General features: G+C 68.9%; 28 protein-coding genes. 16 read left to right on the plus strand and 12 right to left on the minus strand.

The window, feature by feature from the left end:
• Positions 1-75: 75 nt before the first annotated feature.
• Complete coding sequence (mexS, locus tag JHD77_RS29160) at positions 76-1,095, plus strand: oxidoreductase MexS (protein WP_003103552.1); 1,020 nt, start codon at positions 76-78, stop codon at positions 1,093-1,095.
• A 58-nt stretch (positions 1,096-1,153) separates the two neighbouring features.
• Here mexS and JHD77_RS29165 read toward each other — a convergent pair whose 3' ends face one another.
• From JHD77_RS29165 to JHD77_RS29175, 3 genes are all read right to left on the minus strand, one after another.
• Positions 1,154-1,528 (minus strand): cupin domain-containing protein, encoded by a 375-nt coding sequence (locus JHD77_RS29165; RefSeq protein ID WP_003089825.1) that lies wholly within the window; start codon positions 1,526-1,528, stop codon positions 1,154-1,156.
• 80 nt (positions 1,529-1,608) lie between these two features.
• On the minus strand, positions 1,609-2,424 hold the full coding sequence (locus JHD77_RS29170; RefSeq protein WP_003113300.1) for an AraC family transcriptional regulator: 816 nt from the start codon (positions 2,422-2,424) through the stop codon (positions 1,609-1,611).
• Positions 2,425-2,450: 26 nt separating this feature from the next.
• Positions 2,451-3,215, minus strand: coding sequence for an AraC family transcriptional regulator (locus tag JHD77_RS29175; protein WP_003122659.1), 765 nt, complete (start codon positions 3,213-3,215; stop codon positions 2,451-2,453).
• A gap of 97 nt (positions 3,216-3,312) precedes the next feature.
• Here JHD77_RS29175 and JHD77_RS29180 point away from each other — a divergent pair, with 97 nt between their 5' ends.
• Positions 3,313-3,585, plus strand: a complete 273-nt coding sequence (locus JHD77_RS29180; RefSeq protein ID WP_003089816.1) for a hypothetical protein — start codon at positions 3,313-3,315, stop codon at positions 3,583-3,585.
• Positions 3,586-3,610: 25 nt separating this feature from the next.
• Here the strand turns inward: JHD77_RS29180 and ptrC are convergent, their stop codons facing one another.
• Positions 3,611-3,805: a type III secretion system co-regulatory protein PtrC gene (gene ptrC, locus JHD77_RS29185; protein ID WP_003089814.1), complete on the minus strand. Its 195-nt coding sequence runs from the start codon at positions 3,803-3,805 to the stop codon at positions 3,611-3,613.
• A 16-nt stretch (positions 3,806-3,821) separates the two neighbouring features.
• Positions 3,822-3,941 carry a PA2485 family small membrane protein gene (locus JHD77_RS32915; protein WP_279632135.1) on the minus strand — a complete coding sequence of 40 codons (120 nt, stop codon included), beginning with the start codon at positions 3,939-3,941 and terminating at the stop codon, positions 3,822-3,824.
• A gap of 187 nt (positions 3,942-4,128) precedes the next feature.
• Between JHD77_RS32915 and JHD77_RS29190 the strand changes: the two genes are divergently transcribed.
• The 4 genes from JHD77_RS29190 (at position 4,129) to JHD77_RS29205 (ending at position 7,535) form a co-directional block, all read left to right on the plus strand.
• On the plus strand, positions 4,129-4,743 hold the full coding sequence (locus tag JHD77_RS29190; protein WP_003089808.1) for a TetR/AcrR family transcriptional regulator: 615 nt from the start codon (positions 4,129-4,131) through the stop codon (positions 4,741-4,743).
• A 150-nt stretch (positions 4,744-4,893) separates the two neighbouring features.
• Entirely contained in the window at positions 4,894-5,895 is a 1,002-nt protein-coding gene (locus tag JHD77_RS29195) for an LLM class flavin-dependent oxidoreductase (protein WP_003089806.1), read from the plus strand.
• A 114-nt stretch (positions 5,896-6,009) separates the two neighbouring features.
• Positions 6,010-6,663, plus strand: coding sequence for a c-type cytochrome (locus JHD77_RS29200; protein ID WP_015648902.1), 654 nt, complete (start codon positions 6,010-6,012; stop codon positions 6,661-6,663).
• Positions 6,660-7,535: a c-type cytochrome gene (locus tag JHD77_RS29205; protein WP_031755328.1), complete on the plus strand. Its 876-nt coding sequence runs from the start codon at positions 6,660-6,662 to the stop codon at positions 7,533-7,535. The genes JHD77_RS29200 and JHD77_RS29205 overlap by 4 nt, the downstream gene beginning before the upstream one ends.
• Positions 7,536-7,710: 175 nt before the next feature.
• On the opposite strand, the gene JHD77_RS29210 is transcribed toward JHD77_RS29205, so the two are convergent.
• Positions 7,711-9,033: an ATP-binding protein gene (locus tag JHD77_RS29210; protein WP_003103567.1), complete on the minus strand. Its 1,323-nt coding sequence runs from the start codon at positions 9,031-9,033 to the stop codon at positions 7,711-7,713.
• On the minus strand, positions 9,030-9,710 hold the full coding sequence (locus JHD77_RS29215; RefSeq protein WP_031755329.1) for a response regulator: 681 nt from the start codon (positions 9,708-9,710) through the stop codon (positions 9,030-9,032). Before JHD77_RS29215 ends, JHD77_RS29210 begins: the two co-directional genes overlap by 4 nt.
• A gap of 162 nt (positions 9,711-9,872) precedes the next feature.
• On the opposite strand from JHD77_RS29215, the gene dsbD reads away from it, so the two are divergent.
• The 4 genes from dsbD to JHD77_RS29235 all read left to right on the plus strand — a co-directional run bounded on the left by dsbD (position 9,873) and on the right by JHD77_RS29235 (position 14,646).
• The gene (dsbD, locus tag JHD77_RS29220) at positions 9,873-11,636 is read left to right on the plus strand and encodes a protein-disulfide reductase DsbD (RefSeq protein WP_191519438.1); all 1,764 of its coding nucleotides are present in this window, start codon (positions 9,873-9,875) and stop codon (positions 11,634-11,636) included.
• Positions 11,636-12,472: a TlpA family protein disulfide reductase gene (locus JHD77_RS29225; RefSeq protein WP_003089792.1), complete on the plus strand. Its 837-nt coding sequence runs from the start codon at positions 11,636-11,638 to the stop codon at positions 12,470-12,472. The genes dsbD and JHD77_RS29225 overlap by 1 nt, the downstream gene beginning before the upstream one ends.
• A complete protein-coding gene (gene dsbG / locus JHD77_RS29230; protein WP_003089790.1) occupies positions 12,469-13,239 on the plus strand; it encodes a thiol:disulfide interchange protein DsbG in 771 nt (256 codons plus the stop codon). The genes JHD77_RS29225 and dsbG overlap by 4 nt, the downstream gene beginning before the upstream one ends.
• Positions 13,240-13,311: 72 nt before the next feature.
• Positions 13,312-14,646, plus strand: a complete 1,335-nt coding sequence (locus JHD77_RS29235; RefSeq protein ID WP_031755331.1) for a cytochrome P450 — start codon at positions 13,312-13,314, stop codon at positions 14,644-14,646.
• Here JHD77_RS29235 and JHD77_RS29240 read toward each other — a convergent pair.
• From JHD77_RS29240 to gtdA, 5 genes are all read right to left on the minus strand, one after another.
• Entirely contained in the window at positions 14,628-15,539 is a 912-nt protein-coding gene (locus JHD77_RS29240; protein ID WP_031755333.1) for a SphA family protein, read from the minus strand. The genes JHD77_RS29235 and JHD77_RS29240 overlap by 19 nt on opposite strands.
• Positions 15,540-15,580: 41 nt before the next feature.
• Entirely contained in the window at positions 15,581-16,225 is a 645-nt protein-coding gene (maiA, locus tag JHD77_RS29245; protein ID WP_003109561.1) for a maleylacetoacetate isomerase, read from the minus strand.
• A 12-nt stretch (positions 16,226-16,237) separates the two neighbouring features.
• Positions 16,238-17,584, minus strand: a complete 1,347-nt coding sequence (locus tag JHD77_RS29250) for an MFS transporter (RefSeq protein WP_003160377.1) — start codon at positions 17,582-17,584, stop codon at positions 16,238-16,240.
• 77 nt (positions 17,585-17,661) lie between these two features.
• Positions 17,662-18,360, minus strand: a complete 699-nt coding sequence (locus tag JHD77_RS29255) for a fumarylacetoacetate hydrolase family protein (protein ID WP_003089781.1) — start codon at positions 18,358-18,360, stop codon at positions 17,662-17,664.
• Positions 18,361-18,372: 12 nt separating this feature from the next.
• Positions 18,373-19,434 carry a gentisate 1,2-dioxygenase gene (gene gtdA, locus JHD77_RS29260; RefSeq protein ID WP_016852839.1) on the minus strand — a complete coding sequence of 354 codons (1,062 nt, stop codon included), beginning with the start codon at positions 19,432-19,434 and terminating at the stop codon, positions 18,373-18,375.
• A 124-nt stretch (positions 19,435-19,558) separates the two neighbouring features.
• On the opposite strand from gtdA, the gene JHD77_RS29265 reads away from it, so the two are divergent.
• The 6 genes from JHD77_RS29265 (at position 19,559) to JHD77_RS29290 (ending at position 26,518) form a co-directional block, all read left to right on the plus strand.
• On the plus strand, positions 19,559-20,473 hold the full coding sequence (locus JHD77_RS29265; RefSeq protein ID WP_003089777.1) for a LysR family transcriptional regulator: 915 nt from the start codon (positions 19,559-19,561) through the stop codon (positions 20,471-20,473).
• 88 nt (positions 20,474-20,561) lie between these two features.
• Positions 20,562-21,080 carry a sigma-70 family RNA polymerase sigma factor gene (locus JHD77_RS29270; protein ID WP_003120096.1) on the plus strand — a complete coding sequence of 173 codons (519 nt, stop codon included), beginning with the start codon at positions 20,562-20,564 and terminating at the stop codon, positions 21,078-21,080.
• Positions 21,081-21,088: 8 nt separating this feature from the next.
• Positions 21,089-22,075, plus strand: coding sequence for an anti-sigma factor FoxR (foxR, locus tag JHD77_RS29275; protein ID WP_003113290.1), 987 nt, complete (start codon positions 21,089-21,091; stop codon positions 22,073-22,075).
• 143 nt (positions 22,076-22,218) lie between these two features.
• Positions 22,219-24,681 (plus strand): ferrioxamine receptor FoxA, encoded by a 2,463-nt coding sequence (gene foxA / locus JHD77_RS29280; protein WP_003113289.1) that lies wholly within the window; start codon positions 22,219-22,221, stop codon positions 24,679-24,681.
• A gap of 117 nt (positions 24,682-24,798) precedes the next feature.
• A complete protein-coding gene (locus JHD77_RS29285) occupies positions 24,799-25,947 on the plus strand; it encodes a PepSY-associated TM helix domain-containing protein (protein ID WP_003113288.1) in 1,149 nt (382 codons plus the stop codon).
• A 46-nt stretch (positions 25,948-25,993) separates the two neighbouring features.
• Positions 25,994-26,518, plus strand: coding sequence for a hypothetical protein (locus tag JHD77_RS29290; protein WP_003120098.1), 525 nt, complete (start codon positions 25,994-25,996; stop codon positions 26,516-26,518).
• The last annotated feature ends 391 nt before the right edge of the window (positions 26,519-26,909 follow it).

Raw genomic sequence — 26,909 nt, forward strand, 5'->3', positions numbered from 1 at the left:
GTTTTGTCAGGCATGGGCGGATACAGTCACAACCCATGAGGTTATTCACCCCGTGATGCACTGCAGAGGTTTGCGATGTCCCGAGTGATCCGTTTTCATCAGTTTGGCCCGCCAGAGGTCCTCAAATGCGAAGAGCTGCCGACCCCGGCGCCGGCCGCAGGGGAAGTCCTGGTGCGTGTCCAGGCGATCGGCGTGAGCTGGAAGGATGTGCTCTGGCGTCAGAACCTGGCCCCGGAGCAGGCTGCGCTGCCGTCCGGTCTCGGCTTCGAACTGGCCGGCGAGGTGCTGGCGGTCGGCGCCGGCGTCGGCGACCTGCCGCTGGGTTCCCGCGTGGCCAGTTTCCCCGCCCATACCCCCGATCATTATCCGGCCTATGGCGACGTGGTGCTGATGCCGCGCGCGGCCCTGGCGGTCTACCCCGAGGTACTCACCCCGGTGGAGGCCAGCGTCTACTACACCGGCCTGCTGGTGGCCTATTTCGGCCTGGTCGACCTGGCCGGGTTGAAGGCCGGGCAGACCGTGCTGATCACCGAGGCGGCGCGCATGTACGGGCCGGTCTCGATCCAGTTGGCCAAGGCTCTCGGCGCGCGGGTGATCGCTTCCACCAAGTCCGCCGAGGAGCGCGAGTTCCTCCGCGAGCAGGGCGCCGACAAGGTGGTGGTGACCGACGAGCAGGACCTGGTCCTGGAAGTCGAGCGCTTCACCGAGGGCAAGGGCGTCAATGTCATCCTCGACGAATTGGGCGGCCCGCAGATGACCCTGCTCGGCGATGTCTCCGCCACCCGCGGCAAGCTGGTGCTGTATGGCTGCAACGGCGGCAACGAGTCGGCGTTCCCGGCCTGCGCCGCGTTCAAGAAGCACCTGCAGTTCTACCGCCACTGCCTGATGGATTTCACCGGTCATCCGGAGATGGGCCTGGAACGCAACGACGAGTCGGTGAGCAAGGCCCTCGCGCACATCGAGCAACTGACCCGCGATCGCCTGCTCAAGCCGGTGGTCGACCGGGTATTCGAGTTCGACCAGGTGGTCGAGGCGCACCGCTACATGGAAACCTGTCCGAAGCGTGGCCGGGTGGTGATCCACGTCGCCGATTGAGGACGACCCGCAGCGAAAGAGCCCGGCCATCGAGCCGGGCTTTTTCATGGGCGCGGTTTCAGATCCACAGATCGTTGACCGCCGTCCGCTCGCCGCCCTGGTCGCCGGTATTGCGCACGCCGCAGGGCTCCACCAGGAGCATGCGCACCTCGCCCTCGGCGAACGGCTTGTGCTCCACGCCGCGCGGCACCACATACATCTCGCCGGGGCCCAGGTGCACCGCGCCGTCGCGGAAATCGATGCGCAGGCGACCGGCGAGGACGATGAAGGTCTCGTCGGTGTCGGCGTGGCTGTGCCAGACGAAGTCGCCTTCGATCTTCACCAGCTTGAACTGGTAGTCGTTCATCTGGGCGATCACCCTGGGTTGCCAGCGGTCGTCGAACAGGGCGAGCTTGGCGGCGAAGTTGATCGCTTGGGTTGTGCTGGTGGACATCGGTGCGCTCCGGTGGTTGGTCTCTGGCGCCAGGGTAGGCGGCTACGGAGCGGGCGGTCTTGGATGATCGTGCAACCTGGCTAGGCGCGGCCGAGCATACGCAGCCAGCGTGCCGGCGGCAGGCCGTAGCTCTGGCCGAAATGGCGGGTCATGTGGCTCTGGTCGGCGAAACCGGCGGCAAGCGCGGCTTCGGCCAGCGTCTGGCCGCCGAGCATCAGCCGGCGGGCGATGTCCAGCCGGCGCTGGATCAGGTAGCGGTAGGGGCTGGTGCCGAACAGCGCGCGGAAATCGCGCGACAGGCTCCAGCGTTCGCGCTGGGCGACCTGCGCCAGTTCGTCGAGGCCCAGCGGGCGCTCCAGGTGCGCGTGGATGTACTGCCGGGCGCGCTCGGCGGCGACGAAGTCGAAGTGGCGCCTGCCGCGCGCCCGGTTGCCGGCCACGGCGTCGAGGGCGTGGGCCAGTTCGAACAGGGCGTCCTGTTCTTCCAGCGGCTCCAGCGGGGTATCCATGGCCTGTAGCAGGGCCCGGCTGGCGGCGATCAGGCGCGGGTCGTCGGACAAGCCCCCGCGCACGAACGGCAGCGGCCGGCCGCCGAGGGCCTGCTGGATCAGCGCCGGCTCGACGTAGAGCATCCGGTAGCGGAACCCTTCCTGGCTGCCGGCCTCGCCGTCGTGCAGCTCGTCGGGATGCAGCACCAGGCAGCCGCCCGGCAGGCTGTGGCGCTGGCTGCGGCGATAGCGGAAGCTCTGCACCCCGGCCAGGGTCTGGCCGATGGCATAGGTGTCGTGGCGATGCGGATCGTAGCCGTGGCCGGCGAAGTAAGCCTCGATGCGTTCCACCGCACCGTGTTGCGGGGCGCGTCGAACCCAGTCGCGGGGCGTATTGGCGTGGCTCATGGGGAAAGGCTCGTGGCGCGGAAGGTTCAGGCTAGCGCTTCGTTGGCGCGACTGGAATAGCCGGACGGCGTCTCGCCGAATACTGTGCGGAAGGCACTGGCGAAGCTGCTCGGGCTTTCGTAGCCGAGCGACCAGGCGACCTCGCCGACCGCCTGGCCCGCTGCCAGCCGTTCGACGGCCGCGTGCAGTCGCGCCAGTTGCCGCCATTGCGCGAAGCTCATACCGGTCTCGGCGCCGAACAGCCGGCTCAGGCTACGGCTGCTGAGGCCCGCCCAGCGTGCCCATTCGGCCGCCGGCCGCGGATCGCCGGGGTTGGCCAGCAATGCCTCGGCGATCCTGCGCAGGCGCGAATCCCCCGGATAGGGCAGGCGGGTCCGCTGGGGCACGGCGTGGCGCAGTTCGTCCAGCAGCACGCGCAGCAGGTTCTCGCGTTCGGTGCTCCAGGCGGAGCCGGTCGGCCAGCGGGTGGCGCGTTCGACGATCAGCGCCACGAAAGCCGAGCAGGCGAGCACGCCGGGGTGCCGGGGCAGGTCGCGGCAGTGTTCGGCGGCGAGGTAGGCGCTCCAGCCCGCCAGGCTGCCGTGGGAGTGCGCCGAGTGTGGGTGACCCGGTGGGATCCAGGCGATCTGGCGCGGAGGCAGGGCCTGGCGGCCATGCTCGTCCTCGACCACCAGAAGGCCGCGCTCCAGGCAGTAGAGCTGGCCGCAGGCATGGCGGTGGGAGGCCGTGCGGCTGGCTGCGCGGTCGATGCGCAGGGCGAAGAGCGGGACGGGCAGGGGTTCCGGAAGCATTTGGCGGAAAAGCGACGATGATTGGCTCGGGATGGATAATAGGCCATTCGACTGCGGATGTAGCCTGGCGGCTCATCATTCTTGCCTGGAGCACGCCATGAAAGCCGAAGACATCCTTCCCGACCGACAGGACCGCATCCGCCTGGGCGGCGTGGAGATACGCAAGGGCAGCGTCGGCGCGTTCATCGCCAACGCCCGGCTGCTGCTTGAGGAGGAACTGCCCGCGGCGCAACGGCGGCAGGCTGAAGAAGACCTGCGCGCCCTGCTGCCGGCGATCCGGGCACTGGGGCTGCTGGAACTCTTCGAACTGCGCGACGCGCGACTGCGGACGCTGGTGGCGGATTGGGAAAACGCCGCTGGCCGCTCCTGAGAGCGGCACACGGGCACTGGAGGTATCAGTCGTCGATGCAGCTTTCGATCAGGCGTTGCAGGGCTTCGCGCTCACTGACCGGCGTGCGCATCGGCATGTGCGCGAGGCTGCCGTCGCGGCGCTCGATGATGTACTCGGTCTCGAAGTGCAGGGTGCAATCCTCGAGGCTCACATAGGTGACGCCATAGGTCGGGGCCTTGCGGGAGCGGGCTGAGAGCATGGATGCCTCCTTGGGTTCATTTCTTCTCGCTGGTCGATGCGGGCGCGCTGGCCTGAACCGGGCGAGTAGGGGGCACTGCATTGCTGTAGAACGCGGAAGCGGCGAAGTAGCTGGCGAGGGCGCTGAAGCTGGACATGATCGGTTCTCCTGGGGAAGGGTGGGCGTCTGCCCTTGGAGAGCATGTTTGCCCAGCGGGAGAACCGGCAGAAGTAAAAAGCCTGCATGGTGTATATCGAGCGCGGTGATGGATCAAGCGACCCCCTCCAGCCTTGCGACTGTTCGCCGGTGTTACCATATGACGTGTTTTTTTCTCAGGAATTCCCATGGCCAAGCGTGGACGCCCCTGCGGCTTCGATCGTGAACAGGCATTGCGCCGGGCGCTCGACGTGTTCTGGGAGGCCGGTTACGAAGGCGCGACCATGGCCGCGCTGAAGGAGGCCATGGGTGGCATCTGCGCGCCGAGCATGTATGCCGCCTATGGTTCCAAGGAGGCGCTGTTCCGTTCGGCGGTGGAACTCTACCTGAGCCAGGAGTGCCAGCTTTCCAAGGGCGCCTTCGCCCTGCCGACGGCGCGCGAGTCGATCGCCGCGCTGCTGGAAAGCGCCGCCGTCAGCTACACCACGGAAGGCAAGCCGCGCGGTTGCCTGGTCGACCTCAGCACGACCAATTTCTCGCCGGCCAACAAAGGCGTCGAAGACTACCTGCGCGATCACCGGCGGCGCGCCGCGCGCCTGCTGCGCGAGCGTTTCGCACGAGGCGTGGCCGACGGCGACGTGCCGGCCGGAGCCGATCTCGACGCGCTCACCAGTTTCTACAGCAGCGTGCTCCAGGGCCTGTCGATCCAGGCCCGCGACGGCGCCAGCCGCCAGCAGTTGCTGGCCATCGGCCGCTGCGCGATGGCGGCCTGGGATTCCCTGCTGGCGGTCGAGGCCGCCTGACGCCACAGCGCGCCTTGACTGGAAAAAGCCCATGGATTCTCCGTGGGCAAAAACTATAACGCGTGATATAGAATTGATCCAAACCCCGGGCGAGGTCCTTCCGCGCGTGTCTCGCGCCCCGGCCATCGCCCGCTGCCGATTGGAGCTTTCATGACAACGCTTGCTGATATTCCCCTGTCCATGCTCGACCTGGTGCCGGTGCGCACCGGCGGCAGCGTGGCCGAAGCCCTGCACAACTCCCTGGACCTGGCGCGCCATGTGGAGCGCCTGGGCTTCAACCGTTTCTGGCTGGCCGAGCACCACAACATGGATGGCATCGCCAGCTCCGCCACCGCGCTGCTGATCGGCCATATCGCCGGCGGCACCTCGCGGATCCGCGTCGGCTCGGGTGGGGTGATGCTGCCGAACCATGCGCCGCTGGTGGTGGCGGAAAACTTCGGCACCCTGGAGACGCTCTACCCGGGCCGCATCGACCTCGGCCTTGGCCGCGCCCCCGGCGCCGACCAGGCGACCATGCGCGCCTTGCGTCGCGACCGCCTGGGCAACGGCGACGACTTCCCCGAGCAGGTCGCCGAGCTGGAAATGCTGCTCGGCCCGCGCCGTTCCCAGCAGAGCCTGCTGGCGGTGCCGGGCGAGGGTACCCAGGTGCCGATCTGGCTACTCGGTTCGAGCCTGTTCAGCGCCCACCTGGCGGCGCAGAAAGGCTTGCCCTATGCCTTCGCTTCGCATTTCGCACCGCGTTACCTGCACGAGGCGCTGCGCATCTACCGCAGCAACTTCCAGCCCTCGGCGGTACTCGACAAACCTTACGCGATGATCGGCGTGCCGCTGATCGCCGCACCTACCGACGAAGAGGCCGAGTTCCTCGCCACTACCGCCTTCCAGCGCGTGCTGGCGCTGATCCGCGGCGAGAGCCTGAAACAGAAGCCGCCGGTGGAAAGTATGGCGCCGTTGTGGCTGCCCCACGAGCAGGATGCGGTCGGCAGCTTCTTCGGCCTGGCGGTGATCGGCGGTCCGGAGAAGGTTCGTGCGCGCCTGGAGATCCTCCTGGAGCAGACCGGCGCCGACGAGCTTATCTTCACCAGCGACTTCTACGAGCACGCCCATCGGCTGCGCTCTTGCGAAATCGTCGCGGGGCTGAAAGGGGCGTGATCCGGGGCCTGTAGGGAAAATGATGTAGACCTGCGTGCGGTAGGGTCTTTCGGCGATAGGTTTTTTGGTTCTAAACTTAGAACTAAAAACAATAAGCCAGAGAGGAACCCTGCCATGCCGGTTGCACACCGACTGCTGTTTTCATTGACCGCCTTGCTGGCGGCGACGGCCCAGGCCGCCGTCGACGGCCAGAAACTCTACACACAGGGCGGCGCCAACCCGGCCGCCGCGGCCTGCGTCACCTGCCACGGCGCCGATGGCATGGGCCTGGCCGCCGCCGGCTTTCCGCGCCTGGCGGGCCTTCCCGCCGCCTACCTGAGCAAGCAGCTGCACGACCTCAAGCAGGGCGGCAGTCGCGAGCACCCGGTGATGAAGGGCATAGCCGATGCTCTCGGCGACGACGAGATCCAGGCGCTCGCCACTACCCTCGCGGCAATGCCGGCGCCCAAGCCGGTGGCGCTGTCGCGCGTGGCCACCCCGCGCAGCCCCGGCGAGACCCTGGCGGTGCGTGGCGCCTGGGAGCGCAACATTCCCGAGTGCGTGACCTGTCACGGTCCGGCCGGCAGCGGCGTGGGGGAGGCCTTCCCGCCGTTGCAGGGGCAGGGCGAGATGTACCTGAGCAACCAGTTGCGCGCCTGGCAGCTTGGCACTCGCCGCAACGACCCGAACGATCTGATGGGACATATCGCCAAATCCCTCAGCGAAGAGGAGATCCGCAGCGTCAGCCAGTTCTTCGCCACCCTCGGTCAGGCAGGAGGCCAGCCATGAACATGCCGTCGATCCTTTCCCTGGCCGTCGTTGGCCTGCTGATCGCTCCCGTCCACGCGGCAACGGCGCCCTTGGATCCGTTCCAGCCGCCGGCGGAAAGCAGCCTCCCGGACAACGCCTTCGGCGAAATGGTCCGCCAGGGCCAGGCGCTGTTCGTGGAAACCCGGAAGAACGCGCCGCATCTGGTCGGCAACCAGCTCAACTGCGTCAACTGCCATCTCGAACAGGGCCGCCGGGCCAACTCCGCGCCGCAGTGGGCGGCCTACCCGGTCTATCCGGCGTTCCGCGCCAAGAACAACAAGGTCAATACGTTCGCCGAGCGCCTGCAGGGCTGTTTCCAGTTCAGCATGAACGGCAAGGTGCCGGCGGCCGACAGCCCGGAGATCAAGGCCCTGACCGTCTACGCCTATTGGCTGGCGAGCCAGGCGCCGACCGGGGTCAGCCTGCCCGGACGCGGCTATCCGGACGTGGCCCCGCCGGAAGGCGGCTACAGCATCGAGCGCGGCGCCAAGGTCTATGCCGCGCAGTGCGCGATCTGCCACGGCGCCGACGGCCAGGGCCAGATGGCTCTGGGGCAGACGGTGTTCCCACCGCTGTGGGGCGCGCAGTCCTTCAACTGGGGCGCGGGCATGCACCGCATCAACACCGCGGCCTCCTTCATCAAGTACAACATGCCGCTGGGCAAGCCCGGTACCCTCAGCGACCGCGACGCCTGGGACGTCGCCGCCTTCATGAACAGCCACGAGCGCCCGCAGGACCCGCGCCTGGTGGACGGTTCGGTGGAGAAGACGCGGCAGAAGTTCCATGCCAACGACGGCGTCAACCTGTACGGACAGAAGGTCAACGGCGTGCTGCTGGGACAGGGAATCTGACCCTCGTGGCCTGGCGTCCGCAGGACGGAGACCCGGTCCGGCGGAAGCAGGTCGGCGCGGGGGTAGGGCGGATAACGCCAACGGCGTTATCCGCCGATGCCTGGGCCTCGGTCCGGCGGATAGCCGCGGGCGGCTATTCGCCCTACGGGGGCCGGTTGGCGGGTGGGCCCGCGCATCACTCGCGCAGCGGCATTTCCAGCGTCACCCGCAGGCCGTCCGCGCGGCTGTCGAAGTCCAGCCGGCATTGGCAGCGTTGCACGATAGCCTGGACGATGGCCAGGCCGAGCCCGCTGCCGCCGCTCTTGCCGTGGCGCCAGAAACGCCGGGTGAGGTGCGGCAGGTCGGTTTCGGCGATGCCCGGACCGTGGTCGCGGACGTGGAAGCGCGCGCAGCCTTGCGCGGTTTCCACCGCCAGCTCCACCCGGGTGCCGGCGGCGGTGTGGCGCAGGGCGTTGTCCAGCAGGTTGCGCAGCGCGGCGATGGCCAGCACCGAGGGGACTTCCAGCGGCGCCTCGGACAAGCCGTCGGCCAGCTTCAGCTCGAACATCCGCACGTCGCCGTGGCCGGCGTCGTGCATGGCTACCCGGGCGGCGTCCTCGGCGCTGCATTGCACGCCGTCGTCGAACGACAGGCTGCCTTCCACCCGCGCCAGCAGCAACAGCTGGTCCAGCGTCCGGTGCAGACGGTCGGCGCCTTCCTCGGCGTGGGCCAGGGCCTGCTCGGCGGCGGCGCCCTCGGTCATGCGCGCGACCTGCAGGTGGGTCTTGATCGCGGTCAGCGGGCTGCGCAGCTCGTGGGCGGCATCGCCGGTCAGGCGTCGCTCGCGTTCGATGGCCTGGGCGATGCGCTGGAACAACTGGTTCTGGGTTTCCACCAGCGGCTTCAGTTCGCTCGGCAGGGCCGCCAGCTCCAGTGGCTCCAGCGAGTCGGCGCCACGTCGGGTGAGGGCGTCGCGAATCCGCTTGAGCGGCGCCAGGCCCTGGCCGGCGCCGAGCCAGAGCAGGGCCAGGCTGCCGAGCAGGGCGACCGTCACCGGCACCGCGGCGGCCACCACCACCGAGCGTTGCAGCACGTCGCGCTCTTCCAGGCGGTCGGCGGTGCTGACCCGCAGATCGCCGGCCTGCACGGTGAAGCTGCGCCACAGCACGCCGTTGATTTCCTGGTCGCGGAAGCCGCTGGCGGTGCTGTCCAGCGCCCGCTCCGGGGTGGCATGGCTCTGCGCCAGGACTTCGCCGCGCAGTGAGCTGACCTGGCAGGCCATGCCGTTGGGAATTCCCAGTTGCTCCGCGCTGAGGCGCGTGGTCTGGCCGTCCGCCGGCTGCGGCTGTGGCAACTGCTGGAGCAGGCCGGCAACCATCCGCGCCGAGGCCGCCAGGCGTTGGTCGAAGGAGCGCATCATCTGCCCGCGCAGGTCGCAGAGCATCCAGGCCGCGGCCAGCGACCAGAGCAGGATGAAGGCCGAGCCGAGGATCAGGGTCAGGCGCAGGCGCAGGCTCATGCGTCGTCTCCGTCGCCGCGCGCCGGCCCGAGGCGGTAGCCGAGGCCGCGCACGGTCTGCACGATGGCGTTGCCGAGCTTGCGCCGCAGGTGATGGATGTGGACGTTGAGGGCGTTGCTCTCGACCTCGTCGCCGAAGCCATAGACGCTGTCCTTGAGCTGCTCGCCGCTGAGGATCCGCCCGCGGTTGTTGAGCAATGCCTGCAACAGCGCCTGTTCGCGTCGCGACAGTTCCACGGAGCGGCCGTCGAGCCAGGTTTCGCGGGTGCTCGGATCGTAGCTGAGGCGGCCGTGTTCGATGACGTTGACGCAACGCCCGGCGGAGCGCCGCTGCAAGGTATGCAGGCGGGCGCCGAGTTCGCGCAGGTCGAAGGGCTTGAGCAGGTAGTCGTCGGCGCCGGCCTGCAGCCCGGCGACCCGGTCGGTCACCGCGTCGCGCGCGGTCAGCACCAGCACCGGCAGGTCGACGCCCTGCTGGCGCAGGCGCTGCAGCAGGCGCAGGCCGTCCTCGTCGGGCAGGCCGAGATCGAGGACCAGCACGTCGAAGCGCGCCACCTGGAGCAGCGCCTGGGTATCGGCGGCGCTGGCCACCCGGTCCACGGTCAGGCCCTGGGCGTTGAGGCCGGCGACGATGCCGCTGGCGATCAGGTCGTCGTCTTCGGTGAGCAGTACATGCATGGCGGTATCGCTGGTTAAAGGGATAGGAGTCTGAAGCGGGCGAATTAAGCCAGGATTATGCCCCGCCCGGCGCGTCGCCGGGGTTTTCCCGTGGCCGCGTTAACGGCCTGTTAATCGTCGCTGGCCATGCTGCCGCCGAGTTCATCGTAGAAGGCGTTATCCATGCGTGTGTTGATCCTGCTCCTGATGCTCCTGCTGCCGGGCCTGTCCCAGGCGCAACCGGGCGACGACCTGTTCGCGCCGCGCGGCGCGACGCAGACGGATTTCCTGCCGGTGGAGAAAGCCTTCCGCTTCACCTGGGAGCGCCTCGACGACGGCCAGGTGCAACTGCGCTGGCAGATCGCGTCGGGCTACTACCTGTACCAGAAGCGCCTGCGTTTCGACGGACTCGACCCGGCCTTGCAGCCGCAGTTGCCGCCCGGCGAAAGCCACAGCGACGAGTTCTTCGGCGAGTCGCAGGTCTATCGCCAGAGCCTGGAACTGACCCTGCCGGCGGCCGCCGCCGGACAACTGCGCCTGGGCTGGCAGGGCTGCGCCGATGCCGGCCTGTGCTATCCGCCGCAGAGCCAGGCGCTCGACCTGGGCGGTACCGGCCCTGCCGCCGCCGGGATGAGCGGCGAAGTCGCCGAGGACCAGGGCCTGGCCGGCAGCCTGCAGGCCGGCAACCTGGCCTGGAGCCTGTTGCTGTTCTTCGGCCTCGGCCTGCTGCTGGCGTTCGCTCCCTGTTCGCTGCCGATGCTGCCGATCCTCGCCGGGCTGGTGGTCGGCAGCGGCGCCGGCCCTCGTCGCGGCCTGCTGCTGGCCGGTAGCTACGTGCTGAGCATGGCGCTGGTCTACGCCGGACTCGGGGTGGTCGCGGCGCTGCTTGGCGGCAACCTGCAGGCCTGGCTGCAACAGCCGTGGCTGCTGGGCAGCTTCGCCGCGCTGTTCGTGTTCCTCGCGCTGCCGATGTTCGGCTTCTTCGAGCTGCAACTGCCGGCTGCCCTGCGCGACCGCCTCGACGGTCTCAGTCGCGGCCGCAAGGGCGGCAGCCTGGCCGGTGCCGCTGCGCTCGGCGCGTTGTCCGGGCTGCTGGTGGGACCGTGCATGACCGCGCCGCTGGCCGGCGCCTTGCTCTATATCGCGCAGACCGGCAATGCCCTGCATGGCGGCCTGGTGCTGTTCAGCCTGGGCCTCGGCATCGGCATGCCGCTGTTGCTGCTGGTGACGGTCGGCAGCCGCTTCCTGCCCAAGCCCGGTCCCTGGATGAACCTGGTCAAGGGCGTGTTCGGCTTCCTTTTCCTCGGCACCGCCTGGATACTCCTGCGTCCGCTGCTCGGCGAGGCGCTGTGGATCGGCCTTGGCGGCGCGTTGCTGCTGGTCCTGGCCTACGCCGCGCTGCACACGGCGCGAGGCCTGGCGCGGCACGCGGTGCTGTTCGGCGCGGCGGGCTGCATCTTCGGTCTCTGGGGCGCGGCGATGCTGCTGGGCGCCGCGGCCGGGGCCGACGACCCCTGGCGTCCGCTACAGGTGTATGCGGCGGCGAACCGGGGCGCTACGCCGACGGCCAGCGCGCACGAGGCGTTCCTCACGGTGAGCCAGCCGGCCGAGCTGGACCGTCAGTTGGCTGCGGCCAAGGCCGAGGGACAATGGGTGCTGCTCGACTACTACGCTGACTGGTGCGTGTCCTGCCGGATCATGGAGAAACAGGTGTTCGCCAAGCCCGATGTGCTCGCCGCCCTGCAGGGCGTGCGCCTGCTGCGGCTCGACGTGACCGCGGACAACGCCGCCAGCCGCGAGCTGCTGCACCGCTACCAGGTACCCGGCCCGCCGAGCCTGATCTGGATCGGCCCGGAAGGCGAGGAGCGCCGCGCGCGCCGGTTGACCGGCGAAGTCGACGCCGGCGGCTTCCTCGCCCATTGGCAGGCGACCCGGGAGCGCGGCTGATGCTGAGTTTTTCCCTGGGGCCGCTGGTGGTCTCGCTGCAACACCTGCTGCTGTTCCTCGCCCTCGGCGCCGCGCTGCTCGGCGGTTGGCTGGCGGCGCGCGGTGGCGGGCGCAACGCCGAGCCGGTGCTGTTCAACCTGTTGTTGCTCGGCCTGCTGGTGGCGCGCCTGGCTTTCGTGGTGCGCTACTGGCCGCAGTACCGCGGCGACTTCGCACAGATGCTGGATATCCGCGATGGCGGTTTCCTCGCCTGGCCAGGCCTGCTCGCCGCCGTGCTCGGCGCGCTGTTCTGGGCCTGGCGGCGACCGGCGCTACGTCGCTCGCTGGGTGTCGGCGCCAGCCTCGGACTGGCGTTCTGGCTGCTTGGCAGCCTGGGCCTGGGCATCTACGAGCGCGGTACGCGCCTGCCCGAACTGAGCCTGCGCAACGCCGCCGGCGAGTCGGTGCAACTGGCCGATTTCCGGGGCCGCCCGCTGGTGATCAATCTCTGGGCCAGCTGGTGCCCGCCGTGTCGGCGCGAGATGCCGGTGCTGCAACAGGCGCAGGCGGAGAATCCCGACGTAGTGTTCCTCTTCGCCAACCAGGGCGAGAGCGCCGAGACCGTGCGCCATTTCCTCCAGGGCGAGAACCTGCGCCTGGACAACCTGCTGTTCGACAACGGCGGGCAGCTTGGCCAGCAGGTCGGCTCGGTCGCCTTGCCCACCACCGTTTTCTACACCGCCGAGGGCCGCCTGCTGGGCAGCCATCTCGGCGAACTGTCCCGCGGCAGCCTGGCGCGCTACCTCGAAGCCTTCGAGCCGGCCGCTGCCGCCCCCGCAACCAGGAGTTCCGAATGAGACTGCCGCGCAACCTGATCACCCTTGGCCTGGGCCTGACCCTCCTCAACGCCGGCCTGGCCACGGCGGCGGAGGAGCTGCCGGCGCCGATCCGCATGGTCCAGGAGAAGGGCGCCCGCATCCTCGGCAGCTTCGACGCCCCGGATGGCCTGCGCGGCTATGCCGCCGAATACCAGAACCAGGGCATGGCGCTGTACCTGACGCCCGACGGCAAGCACGTACTCACCGGCCACCTGTTCGACGCCCAGGGCAAGGACCTCAGCCGCGAACCGCTGGAGCGCCTGGTGTATGCGCCGCTGGCCAAGGAAATGTGGCAGAAGATGGAGCAGAGCGCCTGGATCGCCGATGGCCGTGCCGACGCGCCGCGCGTGGTCTACCTGTTCAGCGACCCGAACTGCCCGTACTGCACCATGTTCTGGGAGCAGGCGCGACCCTGGGTGGATGCCGGCAAGGTGCAGTTGCGGCATATCATGGTCGGCATCATCCGCGAGGACAGCGAAGCCAAGTCCGCCGCGCTGCTGGCCAGCAAGGACCCGCAGAAGGCCCTGCACGACCATGAGCAGGCGGGCAAGGCCAGCACCCTGAAGCCGCTGGCGAAGATCCCGGCGGCGGTGCGCAAGCAGCTCGCCGGCAACATGGAACTGATGGAGTCGATGGGCGCCGCGGCGACCCCGGCGATCTTCTATCTCAATGCCGAGGGGCGCATGCAGCAGCAACAGGGCGCGCCGCAGCCGGACCAGTTGGCGGAGATCCTCGGTCCGCGCTGATCCTCCGGGCCGGCGCCGAGCCGCCGGCCATCTATACTCCCTGCGTTACGCCAACCCAGCGGAGCAAGGGCCATGGACGACGCATTCAGCGAGGAAGGCAGCGCGCAGCCGCGCCATGACGCTCAGCGTCCGGCGCTGGCCCCGCGGAGCGACGGTTTCGACATCCACACCTACCATCCCGACTTCGTCGCCGATCCCTATCCGCTGTTGCGGCTGATCCGCTCCCGTGCGCCGGTCTGCCGCGACCAGGCCTCGATCTGGTGGATCAGTCGCTATGCCGATGTTTCGGCGTGCCTGCGCGACCGCCGTTTCTCCGCCGACCCCGCTCGCCTTGGCGCCGCCGGCGTCCGCCAGGGCGGCGCCAGCTGGTTCGGCCACCAGCAATTGCAACCGCTGGCGCGCTTCTACGACAACTTCATGCTGTTCAACGACGCGCCGCGGCACACCCGCCTGCGCAGGCTGTTCGCTCCGGCCTTCGGCCCCGACGCCGTGCGCCGCTGGGAAGCGCGCATCGAGGTGCTGGTGGAAGAACTCCTCGACAGCTTGCTGGAGCGCCGCGAGCCCGATCTGCTCAGGGATTTCGCCGAACCGCTGACGATCCGGGTGGCCGCCGAGCTGTTCGGCTTTCCCCGCGAAGATACCGGGCAACTGCTGCCCTGGGGCCGCGATCTGGCCGCCGGGCTCGATCTCGCCGCCAGCCACGGCGATGCCGGGCAGATCAACCGCAGCGCGGCCGCCTTCAGCGACTACCTGCAACGCCAGGCGCGCGGCTGGAGCGATGGCTCTTCGCGCCCGCCGTCCGGCGCGGCGCCGAGCATCCTCGACGGCGCCGCGATGCTGGAGGCCGGACTGGGCCTCGAGGACCTGGTAGCGGCCTATGCCATGGTGTTCATGGCCGCCTTCGAAACCACCATCAGCATGGTCGGCAACGCTACGCTGGCGCTGCTCACCCATCCCGACCAGCTCGACCTGCTGCGGCGGTGCCCGGAGCTGGCGGCGAACGCGGTGGAGGAACTGCTGCGCTTCGATGGCGCGGTGCGCGGCGGCGTGCGTTGCACCCTGGAGGAGGTGGAGATCGGCGGCCAGCGGATTCCGCCTGGAGAGAAGGTCTGGCTGAGCTTCCTCGCGGCGAACCGCGACCCGGAGATGTTCGCCGCCCCCGACCGCCTGCAGTTGCAGCGAGCGAACGCCAAGCAGCACGTGGCGTTCGCCCATGGTCCGCACTACTGCCTGGGCGCGTACCTGGCCCGGCTCGAATTGCAATGCGCATTGCGCGGCCTGGTGCGTCGCCGTTTCGCCCTGGCCTCGGAACCGACGGACCTGCGCTGGCGGCGCAGCTCGGTGTTCCGCACCCTGGAGCGCTTGCCGATCGTCCCGGAAGGCGACGCTCAGAAGACCAGCGAGTAGCGCAGGATCAGCCGGCTGCCCTCGCTGCGGTTGCGTGCGCCGTATTCGTGATAGGCGTTGAGGAACAGCCGCGACTTGCCCCAGCCGAACATCAGCGCCGGGCCGATGGCATCGACCCGCTCGCGGGAGTCCGGGCGGTCGTGGCCGTCGACCCGCTCGTCGGTGATCTGTCGCAGGCTGTAGCCGGACAACCCGAGCCGCCAATGCGCATCCAGCGCCAGCGATACCGAGTAGTTGGCGTGGAACGCCTGGCCCGGTTGCAGGTAGTCGTCGGCCAACGGCGGCGCCGGGTCGCGATTCTTGCCCGGCAACAGGTACTGCAGGCGAGCGCTGGCTTCCCAGCCTTCGGCGAATTCCCAGGTCAGCGCGTAGTGCGGGTTGAAGCTCCAGTGGTTGCTGCCGGGATTGATCGCCCGATGCCTGTCGTAGCGCCCGGTGGGTAACTGGAAGGCGAGGTTCAGGCGCTGCCAGTAGGGCCGGCCGAACAGCTCGGTCTGCGGCCATTGCAGGATGAACGGACTGACGATCAGGTTGCCGAGGCCGTTGGCGCTGCCGGCGTGGGGTTCGAAGTCGGGATCGGCGAGCAGCACCGGGACGAGGATTTCCGCGCCGTAGTAGGCGCCGAACAGCTGGTGCTGGCTGATGTGGGCGAAGTGGCTGGTGGCGAGCAGGGTGCGCAGGCGGTTGTCGAGCGGGCGCCGGTGACCGTTGGCGTCCATGAAGTCGTCGGCCTCGTAGATATTCACGAACTGCTGGAACAGCGTGCCGGGCAGGGCCTTGCCGTCGAGGAAGGAGGTCTGGCCGAGGTTCATCCCCGGCAGCGCGGCGATAGCCTGGAACGAGGGCAGCAGCAGGGGCAGGGCCAGCAGGCTGGCCCGGATGCGGGTGGTCATGGGCGTGTCCTTCTTGTTGTTGTTTTCCACGGGGCAGCGCGTCAGTCCGGCAGGTAGTCGGGCTGGCGCTCGGGGCTGGCGCGCTGGAAGGCTTCGAGCGCCAGGCAGCGCCCCTCCAGTTCGAGCAACGCCGGGTAGGGCGCCAGGACACAGCCCATGCGCCGGGCGTTGGCCAGTTGCGGCACCAGGCAGCACTCGACGATGCCCGCTGCGGTGCCGGCGAAGAAGGCGCCGCGACGGTGTCGGTTCAGCAGGGTCTCCGCCGCCGCCAGGCCCTCGGCGACCCAGTGCGCGTACCAGCGCTGGCGGTCCTCGGCGTCTATGCCGAGGACCTGGGTCAGGTACTTGAGCACCCGCACGTTGTTCAGCGGATGGATGTCGCAGGCCACCAGCAGGGCCAGTTCCAGCGCCTGGGCGCGATGCAGCGGGTCGAGAGGGATCAGGCGCGGTTCGGGCTGCACGGCGTCGAGGTAGTCGATGATCGCCAGCGACTGGCTGAACCGACGGCCGTCGGCGTCGACCAGGGTCGGCAGCGCGCCCATCGGGTTGCGCTGGCGGTCGGCCGGGCGCAGTTGCTCGCCCTGCCGCAGGTTGACCGGCACTACCTGGTAATCCAGGCCTTTCAGGGCCAATGCGATACGCACCCGATAGGACGTGGAGCTGTTGAAGAAGCTGTAGAGCTGCATGGGAAGTCCTGTTCAGAGAGTGACGGAAGAAGGCCTGGCCCGGCGCCGGCCCAGGCGATGCACGGCCACGGCGGCGAGCAGCGCCGGGATCACCAGCAGGGCGAGGATGCCGCTGAAGCCCAGGCCCAGGCCGAGCAGGGCGCCGCCGCTGAGGGAGCCGACGATCGAGCCGATGCGGCCCAGGCCGAGGGCCCAGCTGACCCCGGTGGCGCGGCTGCGGGTCGGATAGAAATCGGCGGCCAGGGCGTTGGCGCCGACCTGCGAGCCGCTGATGCAGAAACCGACGCCGGCGACGCACAGCGCCAGCAGGGCGAAGCTGTGGTAGAGGCTGGCGATGCCGAGGATGAACAGGGCGCCGCCGACGTAGGCCAGGCTCAGCACCCGGTGCGCGTCGAAGCGATCCATGGCGCTGCCCAGGAGGAGTGCGCCGAGGGTGCCGCCGAGCTGGAACATGGCGCTGATCGTCGCCGCCTCGCCGAGACTGAAGCCGGTGCCGCCGATCAGCGTCGGCAGCCAGTTGGTCAGCAGGTAGATGATCAGCAGGCCCATGAAAAAGGTGGCCCAGAGCAGCAGGGTGCCGCCGCGCAGCTCGGCGCCGAGGATCTGCCGCAGGGGCGAGGTGCCGTCGGACTCGTCGGCGGGCAGTTCGAGGCGTCCGGCCCAGCCGTCGGGCAGGCGCCCCAGGCGTTCGAGGATGCGCCGCAGGCGCGCCGCGTCCGGTGCGCGGCGGGCGAGGAAGCGCACCGACTCCGGCAGGCATGCCCAGAGCAGCGGCAGGCTCGCCAGGGGCAGGCCGCCGCCGAGCAGCAGCACGCTTTCCCAGCCCAGCGCCGGGACCATCCGCGCGGCGAGCAGGCCGCCCAGCGCCGAGCCGAGGGTGAAGCCGCAGAACATCGCGGTGACCATCAGCGCGCGGTGCCGGCGCGGGCAGTATTCGGAGGTCAGGGTGATCGCGTTGGGCATCGCCCCGCCCAGGCCGAGGCCGGTGAGAAAGCGCAGCAGGGCCAGGGTTTCCACCGAACCGGCGTAGGCCGAGGCAAGGCTCCAGCCGCCGAAGAACAGCACCGAGAGCAGGAGCACGCTCTTACGTCCGAAACGGTCGGCCAGCGGGCCGGCGGCGAAGGCGCCGAGGGCCAGGCCGGCCAGCGCGGCGCCGAGGATCGGGCTGAGTTGCGCCGGGCTCAGTTGCCAGTCGTGGGCCAGGGCCGGGGCGATGAAGCCGATGGCGGCGGTGTCGAATCCGTCCATGGCGACGATCAGGAAGCACAGCGACAGCACTCGCAACTGGAAGGCGGAAACCGCCTGCGCATCGATGAAAGCCTGGACGTCGATCTTGTTGTTCTTGTCGGGCGTAGGCATGAGCGTTCCTCGGCCGTCGCCGCGGCGACAGCCCGGATGAAGGGCAGGGTGGGCCCGCGCCGTGCGCGGGCGGTGGGTCAGACCACGCGGACGCTGAGTTCGCCGAGGCCGTCGATGGCGCCGAGCATCCGCTCGCCGCGCTCGACCGCGCCGACGCCTTCCGGGGTGCCGGTGAAGACCAGGTCGCCGGGGCGCAGCTCGAAGAAGCGCGACAGGTAGCTGACGGTTTCCGCCACCGACCAGATCAACTGGTCGATGTCGCTGCGCTGGCGATCCTCGCCGTCGACCTGGAGGCTGATGGCGGCGTGGCGCGGATGGCCGACCTGGCTGGCAGGGTAGAGCGGGCCGATCGGCGCCGAGCGGTCGAAGGCCTTGCCGATCTCCCAGGGCCGGCCCATCTCGCGCATGCGCATCTGCAGGTCGCGGCGGGTCATGTCCAGGCCCACCGCGTAGCCCCAGACGTGTTCCTCGGCCTGCTCCAGGGGAATGTCGCAGCCGCCCTTGCCGATCGCCGCCACCAGTTCGATCTCGTAGTGGTAGTTGCCGGTCTGGCTCGGGTAGGCCAGCTCCAGGGTGCTGCCGGCGGCGACCGGGACCACCGCGTCGGCCGGCTTGCAGAAGAAGAACGGCGGCTCGCGCTCGGGATCGAAGCCCATTTCCCGGGCGTGGGCGGCGTAGTTGCGGCCGACGCAGTAGACCCGCCGCACCGGGAAGGTCTGGTCGCTGCCATGGATGGTGAGGCTGACGGGTGCTTCGGGCGCGAAGAGATGGTTCATGGGACGGGTCCTTCAGTGGGCGAGGGTTTCGCGGGATTCGCGGAGGATGCCGAGCGCCTGCTGCACTGGGCGGTCGGAGAAACTGAACAGCACGCAGTCGGTGGCGCCGGCTTCCAGGCGCAGCTCGACCCAGGAGGGCACGACGAACAGATCCTTGGCCTCGAAGGCGAAGCGCCGGTCGCCGATCTGCGCCACGCCGCTGCCTTCCACCACCGAATAGACGCTGGCGTCGGTGCTGCGCGCGGGCTGCCCGAAGAAGCCGGCCGGCAGCAGTTGCAGGCAGGTGGCGATGGTCGGCATGGCCCAGCCGCCGGTGGCCGGGTTGACGTAGCGCAGCTTGTGGCCTTCCCAGGGATCGGGCCGTTCGAGGCGCGCCAGGCGCTCGAGGACCTCGCGGCTGCGCGCGTAGGGGTAACTGAACAGCGGCGAGGTCGGCGTCGTCGGCTGGTGGCGCAGCGGCAGCATGTTGCTGCCGTAGCGGGCGAGGCTGTCGCCTTCGCCACGTCGCAACGGCTGCACCGGTTCGCCGTAGCTCTCGGCGAAGGTGGCGCCGAAGAAACGCAGCATCGGGATGTCCAGGCCGTCCAGCCAGACCACCGGCTCGCCGCCTTCCGCGGCGGCGCGGTTGCCGTGGTCGTGCCAGGTCCAGGACGGGGTGATGATGAAGTCGCCCGGCTCCATGCGGGTGCGTTCGCCGTCCACCGAGGTGTAGGCGCCGTAGCCCTCGACGACGAAGCGCAGGGCCGACTGGGTGTGCCGGTGGCTGGGGGCGATCTCGCCCGGCAGGATCAGTTGCAGGCCGGCGTAGAGGCTCGGGGTGATCGCCGACTGGCCGGGAAGGTCCGGGTTCTCCAGCACCAGCACGCGGCGCACCGCTTCCTCGGCGCTGATCAGGTCGCCTGCCTCGAGCAGGAACGGGCGCAGTTCGCGATAGCGCCACAGCGCCGCCTGGCAGCCGCCGGCGGGTTGCGCCGGGACCAGGCTGTGCAGGGCTTCCCAGAGCGGGGTGAGGTGCTGCTGGCGGATGCGTCGATAGAAGTCGGCGCGCTTCTCGGTGGAATTGTCGTTATGCATACCGATGAATCTCCGGCGGGAGGAGGCGGGGCCGCCTCGGTCTGGTAGTCATTATTCGAGGTGAAGGCATAACCGAATAATGATATTTAGACATCGACCTATACGTATTTGAGGATGGCTTGCGATGGACTGGACCCGCCGCCTGCGCCTGCAACACCTGCAACTGCTGGTCAGCCTGATGGAGACCGGCAACCTCAGCGGCACCGCCCGGGCCGCACACACCACCCAACCGGGCCTGTCGAAGTGGCTCAAGGAACTGGAGGAGGACGTCGGCGCGCCGCTGTTCGAGCGTCACGCCCGTGGCCTGCGCCCGACGCCCTATGGCATGACCCTGTTCAACCACGCCCAGCGCGTGCTCACCGAGATGGAGCGGGCGCGGCAGAACCTCGAGGCGATGCGCAGCGGCAGCGGCAGCCGGGTGCTCCTCGGCACGTCGCCGGCCTCCGCGCCGAGCCTGGTGCCGCGCGCATTGCGGGCGTTCCTCGGACGCTACCCCGGGGCCCAGGTGGAACTGCTCGAAGGCACCATGAACGGCCTTCTCGAGCGGCTGGAGAAACGCCAGCTCGATGTGGTGGTGGGGCGCCTGGACAACTATGCGCCGCGCGCCAGCCTGCGCTGCGAGGTGCTCTACAGCGAGGCGATCGTGGTGATGGCGCGCCCCGGTCACCCCCTGGCCCAGGCCGCCGCGCTGGACTGGGAAGACGTGCGGCGCTACGACTGGATCGTCTGGCCGCCCGGCTCGCCGATCCGCAGCAAGCTCGACATGGCCCTGACCCAGGGCGGCCGGCAGCCGCCGGCCTACCGCCTGGAGTCATCGTCGATGCTGGCCAACATCGAATTGTTGCGTGGCAGCGACATGCTGTCCATCGGCTCGGCGCGGGTGGTCGAGCACCTTGCCGGGCTCGGCCTGGTGGCCAGGCTGGCGCTGGAGATTCCCGGCGAGGGCGCGGTGGGCATGTGCTGGCGCGACGAACCGCACCGCGACCGTGCCAGCGAAGACCTGCTGGCCTGCCTGCGCGAAGGCGCGGCGGCCGAGTAGGGCGCCGGCCGGCGGGTGCTATTGCAAAAAGGCCGCGGCTTCTCGACAATGCGATTCATTATCATTCATGTGTCGCCCCGACTTTCCCATGTCCGCCCCGATCCTTCTCAGCGCCCACCATCGCGCCATGCATGCGCTGTACAGCGAGCACCATGGCTGGTTGCAGAACTGGCTGCGCGGCAAGCTGGGCTGCGCGGCGGACGCGGCGGACCTGGCCCAGGACACCTTCCTGCGCATCCTGCTCAAGCGCGAACTGCGCGAGATCGGCATGCCGCGCGCGTTCCTGCGGACCATCGCCCGCGGCCTGGTGATCGACCACTGGCGTCGCGAGGAACTGCAGCGCGCCTACCTCGAAAGCATCGCCCACCTGCCCGAGGCACAGGCGCCGTCGCCCGAGGCGCGGGAACTGGTGCTGGAACTGCTGGAGGAAATCTCGCGGATGCTCGAAGGGCTCAAGCCGAAGGTCCGCACCGCCTTCCTCCTGGCCCAGTGCGAAGACCTCAGCCACCGGCAGATCGCCGAACGCATGGGGGTTTCCCAGCGTAGCGTCGAGCGCTACGTGGCCGAGGCGCTGTACCACTGCTACCTGCTGCGCTACGGCGAATGAGCGGAGCCGTGGACGGGACGCGCGGTAGGGTCGACGAAGCGGTGGTCAGGCAGGCCATCCACTGGCTGGTCCGCCTGCGCTCGCAGCCGGCCGACGATCGCCTGCAGCGCGCCTGCGCGGCCTGGCGCGCGGAGCACGGCGAGCACGAGCGGGCCTGGCAGCAGGTCAGCGCGCTCAACGAAGAACTGCAAGGACGCTTCAAGGCGCTGCCCGGCGGGGTCGCCTACGGCACCCTGGACAGTAGCGCGCAGCGCCTGCAGCGGCGCCAGGCGCTGAAACTGCTGTCGTTGCTGGTGGCCGGCGGCGCCGTGGCCTGGGTCGGTCGCGATAGCCTGCCCTGGCAGCGCCTGAGCGCCGACTACAGCACCGCCACCGGCGAGCGGCGCAGTATCGAGCTGGTCGACGGCACCCGCCTGCAACTGAACACCGACAGCGCGGTCGACGTGCGCTACGACGCCGGCCAGCGCCTGATTCTCCTCGCCCGCGGCGAGATCTTCCTCGCCAGCGGCGCCGATACGCAATCGCCCACGCACAGGCCGCTGCGGGTACGTACCGCGCAAGGGCTGTTCGAGGCCCTCGGCACCCGTTTCAACGTACGCCTGCAAGATGCCGCCACCTGTCTCAGCGTCAGCGAGGGTTCGGTGCGCATCGATGCCTTCGGCGCGCGTCCGCTGCAGGCTCCGGTGGCCGAGGCGGGGCAGAGCTATCGGATCGCCGCCGACGGCGTGCGGCGCCTCGAACGGCCGCAGATGGACGCCGTGGCCTGGGCCGATGGCCTCATCGTCACCCGCGACATGCGCCTGGCCGATTTCCTCGCCGAGGTCGCCCGCTACCGCAACGGCTACCTCGGCTGCGCCGCGGAGGTCGCCGACCTGCGCCTGTCCGGGGTCTATCGCCTGGACGACACCGACAAGCTGCTGCAGGTGCTCGCGCGGACCCTGCCGGTGCGCCTGCAGCGACATACCCGCTGGTGGGTGAGGGTGGTCGCCGCCTGAGTCGCGCCGGCGGCCGCGTGGACGCTTGCTTTCGTCCGGAGCGAAACGCACTGAAAATTATTTTCATTATTTTTGTCGGCTTTCCGCGACTGGTCCGGCTTTACCGATTGAACACCCTTCAACGACTCCAACGGATCCCGTTCATGACCGCCACCGCCGTCGTCCTCCGCAATGCCCCGTCGTCCCTCGATTTCCCCCGCGCCTCGCGCCTGAGCCGTTCGGTGCGCGCGGCCCTGCTGTCGTTGGCCATGGCGGCCGGCGCGGCGCCGCTCTGCGCCTCGGCCGCCGAAGCGGCGGCGGAACAGGCGCGGCCCTATGCGATCCCCGCCGGACAGTTGGGCGACGTGCTCAACCGCTTCGCCCGCGAAGCCGGCATCACCCTCTCGGCCACTCCGGCGCAGACCGGTGGCTACAGCTCCCAGGGGTTGCGCGGCAGTTTCACCGTGCAGCAGGGCCTGGCCCGGCTGCTCGCCGACACCCCGCTGGAAGCGGAAGACCAGGGCGACGGCAGCTTCGTCTTGCGCGAGGCGCCGGCAAAGGACGGCGATGTGCTGAACATGCAGGCGGTGGAGGTCTTCGCCCTCGGCAACAACCTGGGCAGCACCGATGGCTACCTGGCCACCCATAGCCAGATCGCCACCAAGACCAGCAAGCCGCTGCTGGAAACCAGCCAGACCGTCTCGGTGATCACCCGCGAGCAGATCGACGACACCGCCTCCAAGACCGTGCAGCAGGCGATGCGCTATACCCCCGGCATCTTCACCGGCCAGGTCGGCGCCTCCAACCGCTACGACTACGTGGTGATGCGCGGCTTCGCCGACAACAGCGTGGACAACATCTACCTCGACGGTCTCAAGGCCATGGGCGACAGCGGTACCTTCAGCTCGATGCAGGTCGACCCGTACTTCCTCGAACGCATCGATGTGCTCAAGGGGCCGTCCTCGGTGCTCTACGGCCGTAGCCTGCCGGGCGGCCTGGTGGCGCTGACCAGCAAGAAGCCGTTGTACGAGGACTACCGCCAGATCACCGGCAGCATCGGCAACATGGGCCAGAAGGAGATGGGCTTCGATTTCAGCGGGCCGCTCGACGAGGAGAAGCGCATCGCCTACCGCCTGATCGGTCTCGGCAAGGGCTCGGACACCCAGTTCGATCACGTCAAGGAGGAGCGCTACGCCATCGCCCCGACCCTGGCCATCGACTTCAGCGACGACACCACCCTGACCCTGCAAGGCTACCTGCAACACGATCCCAACGGGGGCTACCACGGCGGCGTACCGGCCGACGGCACCCTGTCGCACCACAACGGCCGGCACATCTCCCGCGAGTTCTTCGATGGCGAGCCGAGCAAGGACGACTTCGACCGCACCCAGCGGATGTTCGGCTACCAGCTGGAGCACCGCATCGACGACGTCTGGTCGGCGCGGCAGAACTTCCGCTACCTGGACTCCGACGTCGACCTGTCGCAGGTCTACGCCTACGGCTGGAGCGCCAGCGAGCCGAACAAGCTGAACCGCTACTTCAGCGGCGCCCGCGAGCACCTGCAGGCGTATATCGTCGACAACATGCTGCAGGCCGAATTCGCCACCGGCGCGGCGCGCCACACCCTGCTCACCGGCCTCGACTACCAGCGCCGGCGCACCGTGGTCGACTGGCGTTCCGGCTCGGCCTCGGCGCTGGACGCGTTCAACCCGGTCTACGGCGACGACGCCATCAGCTATTTCCCGGACGACAACCACACCCGCCGCCTGGAGCAGACCGGCGTCTACCTCCAGGACCTGATCGACATCGACCAGTGGCGCTTCTCGCTCGGCCTGCGCCAGGACTGGGTCAGCGTCACCGACAAGAACCGCAGCACCGGCAGCAAGGCCGACGACGACTGGGAGAAATTCACCGGGCGGATCGGCGCGCTGTACCTGTTCGACAACGGCCTGGCGCCCTACGTCAGCTACTCCGAGTCGTTCAACCCGAACGCCTATTCCGACGCCTCCGGCACGCCCCTGGCGCCCACCGAGGGCAAGCAGTGGGAACTCGGCCTGAAGTTCCAGGCGCCGGGCAGCAACAGCTTCTACACCGCCTCGCTGTTCCATATCACCCAGGAAAACGTCGCCTCCAAGGAACCCCAGGACAACTTCTACACCTCGGTCGGCGAAGTGCGCTCCCAGGGGCTCGAACTGGAGGCCCATACCCAGCTCAGCGACAACCTGAAACTGCTCGGCAGCTACACCTACACCGACATCACCTACACCAAGTCGCTGGACGGCAACCAGGGCCATACGCCGAACCAGGCGCCCAAGCACATGGCTTCGCTGTGGGCCGACTATGCCTTCGACGCCGGCCCGCTCAGCGGTCTGAGCATCGGCGGCGGCGCGCGCTACGTCGGCGAGACCTGGGCGGACAAGGAAAACACCTTGCGGGTGCCGGACTACACCCTGGTCGACGCGCGGATCGGATACGACCTCGGCAAGCTCGGCCTGAAAGGCCTGGACGTCAGCCTCAATGCCAACAACCTGCTGGACAAGGACTACGTGGCGTCCTGCTACAGCCTGGACTTCTGCTACTTCGGCGAGAAGCGCAACGTCACCGCGACGGTGAACTACCAGTTCTGACCGTCCACCCGGGCCCCGGCGCCAGCGCCGCGGTACCGGCCAAGCAGCCCGGCGCGCGACGTACGCGCCGGGCATTCGCCGGCGTCGCCGGCCGTACCCTGGTTACCTGGAGCCCCCATGCGCCCCGTCCTGGTCCTGCTGCACCGCTATGTCGGTCTGGCTACCGCGCTGTTCCTTTTCCTCGCCGGTCTCACCGGCAGCCTGCTGGCCTTCCATCATGAAATCGACGAATGGCTGAACCCCGGCTTCTACGCCGTGGGCGAGGGCGGCGAGCGCCTTTCCCCGGGCAGCCTGGTGCAACGCGTCGAGTCACGCTATCCGCGACAACTGGTGTGGTACATGGAGTATCCCGAGGCGGGCGGGCATCCGGCGTTGCTCGCCACCGTGCCGCGCGAGGCCGGCGCCAAGGTCGAGCACGACGTGTTCTACCTCGACCCGGTCAGCGGCGAGGAAGTCGGCAAGCGCCTCTGGGCGGCCTGCTGCTTCCAGCCGGCGAACCTGGTTCCCTGGGTCCTGGAGTTCCACCACAACCTGACCCTGCCGGGGAACTGGGGCCTGTACCTGATGGGCGGGGTGGCGATGTTCTGGTTCCTCGACTGCTTCGTCGGCGCCTGGCTGACCCTGCCGCGCGGCCGGCCGTTCTGGAGCAAGTGGACGACAGCCTGGAAGATCAAGCGCGGCAACGCCTACCGCTTCAACTTCGACCTGCATCGCGCCGGCGGCCTCTGGCTCTGGCTGCTGCTGGCGCCGGTGGCGCTGAGCAGCGTCGCCCTGAACCTGCCGAGCCAGGTGTTCAAGCCGCTGGTATCGCTGTTCTCGCCGATCGAACCGAGCGTCTACGAGGCGCGCGGGCGGCTGCCCAGGGAGCAACTGGGGGAGACCCGCCTGGACTACGACCGCACCTTCCAGTTGGCCAGCGTCGAAGCGGCGCGGCTGGGCATCGCCGAGCCGATCGGCGAGCTGTACTACAGCTTCGAATACAACTTCTTCGGCGCCGGCTTCGGCGACCACGACGACCCCATGGGCAAGTCCTGGCTGTTCTTCCACGGCAGCGACGGCCGCCTGCTAGGCCAGGAAGTCGCCGGGCAGGGCAGTTGGGGAGAGCGTTTCTACCGCTTGCAGTACCCGATCCACGGCGGGCGCATCGCCGGCCTGCCGGGACGCATCGCCATCGCCGCCCTCGGCCTGGCCATCGCCGGGCTGTCGCTGACCGGTGTCTACATCTGGTGGCGCAAGCGCCGGGCGCGCCACTGGAACGGCCGCTAGACGGCTGTTAGTCTGGCTGCCTCCCACACCACCAGAGGATGGACGAATGAACGCAAGGATCGCCGCATTGGGACTGCTCCTGCCCCTGGCCGCCGGCAGCGCCGTGGCCGCGGAGGAGGGCAGCTCGGTCAAGGATGCGGCCAAGGCCGCGGTGTCCTCGGCCATCGAGACCGGCAAGAACCTCCTCGGCGGGGTCAGCGAGGGCATCACCAGCGGCCGCCAGTCGGCCCAGGGCGCCGATGGCGCCAAGGTGGTCTCCGACAACGCCGGCTTCGCCGAGATCGGCCAGGTCGAAGTGCTCAAGACCGAGCCGCGCGACCAGCAACTGGCCGTCACCCTCGGCTTCAAGAACGACAGCGACGCCACCGTGCGCCTGATCAACCTGACCCAGACCGGCGCGCTGCTGGTGATCGACAACGACGGCTACTCCAACGCCCTGGTCGCCCTCGCCAACCCCGACGACGTCACCGTCCCGGCCAAGGCCGGCATCCGCCAGACCTTCGTCTTCGAAGGCGGCGCGGAAGGGATCAAGGCGGTGCGCCTGTGGGGCAAGGACCTGCCGGTGAAGTGAATTCGAGTCTGCGTCAAAGCAGCCCCGCCTTGGCGGGGCTTCTTTCTGCCGGGCCACGAGCGCAAATAATCAGCTCACCAGAACCCGGCCGAGCGCTGCCTGGAGACCGATTGGTCCTTCCCATTACGAAAATGACGACATCGCATCGATCCTGAAACGTCCGCACAGCCAGGACGACGCAATGAAGGCAAAGTGCCATTCCTTCCTGTCCCTGTTTGGATTAGCATTCCTACTTTTGGACTAATCCCCCCTCAACACGCCCATGTCGTTTAGCTATGCGGTGGATATTGAAGGGAACTCGCAGGACATCGGATGTTGCGTTCTAGCTATCGTGCGGTTGTCGCTGGCTTGGTTTTACTGCCGCTGCTTGCCAGCGCCGCCCCCTTCACCT

Origin of the sequence: Pseudomonas sp. P20, from assembly GCF_016463925.1 — a bacterium.
Lineage (GTDB): Bacteria > Pseudomonadota > Gammaproteobacteria > Pseudomonadales > Pseudomonadaceae > Pseudomonas > Pseudomonas aeruginosa.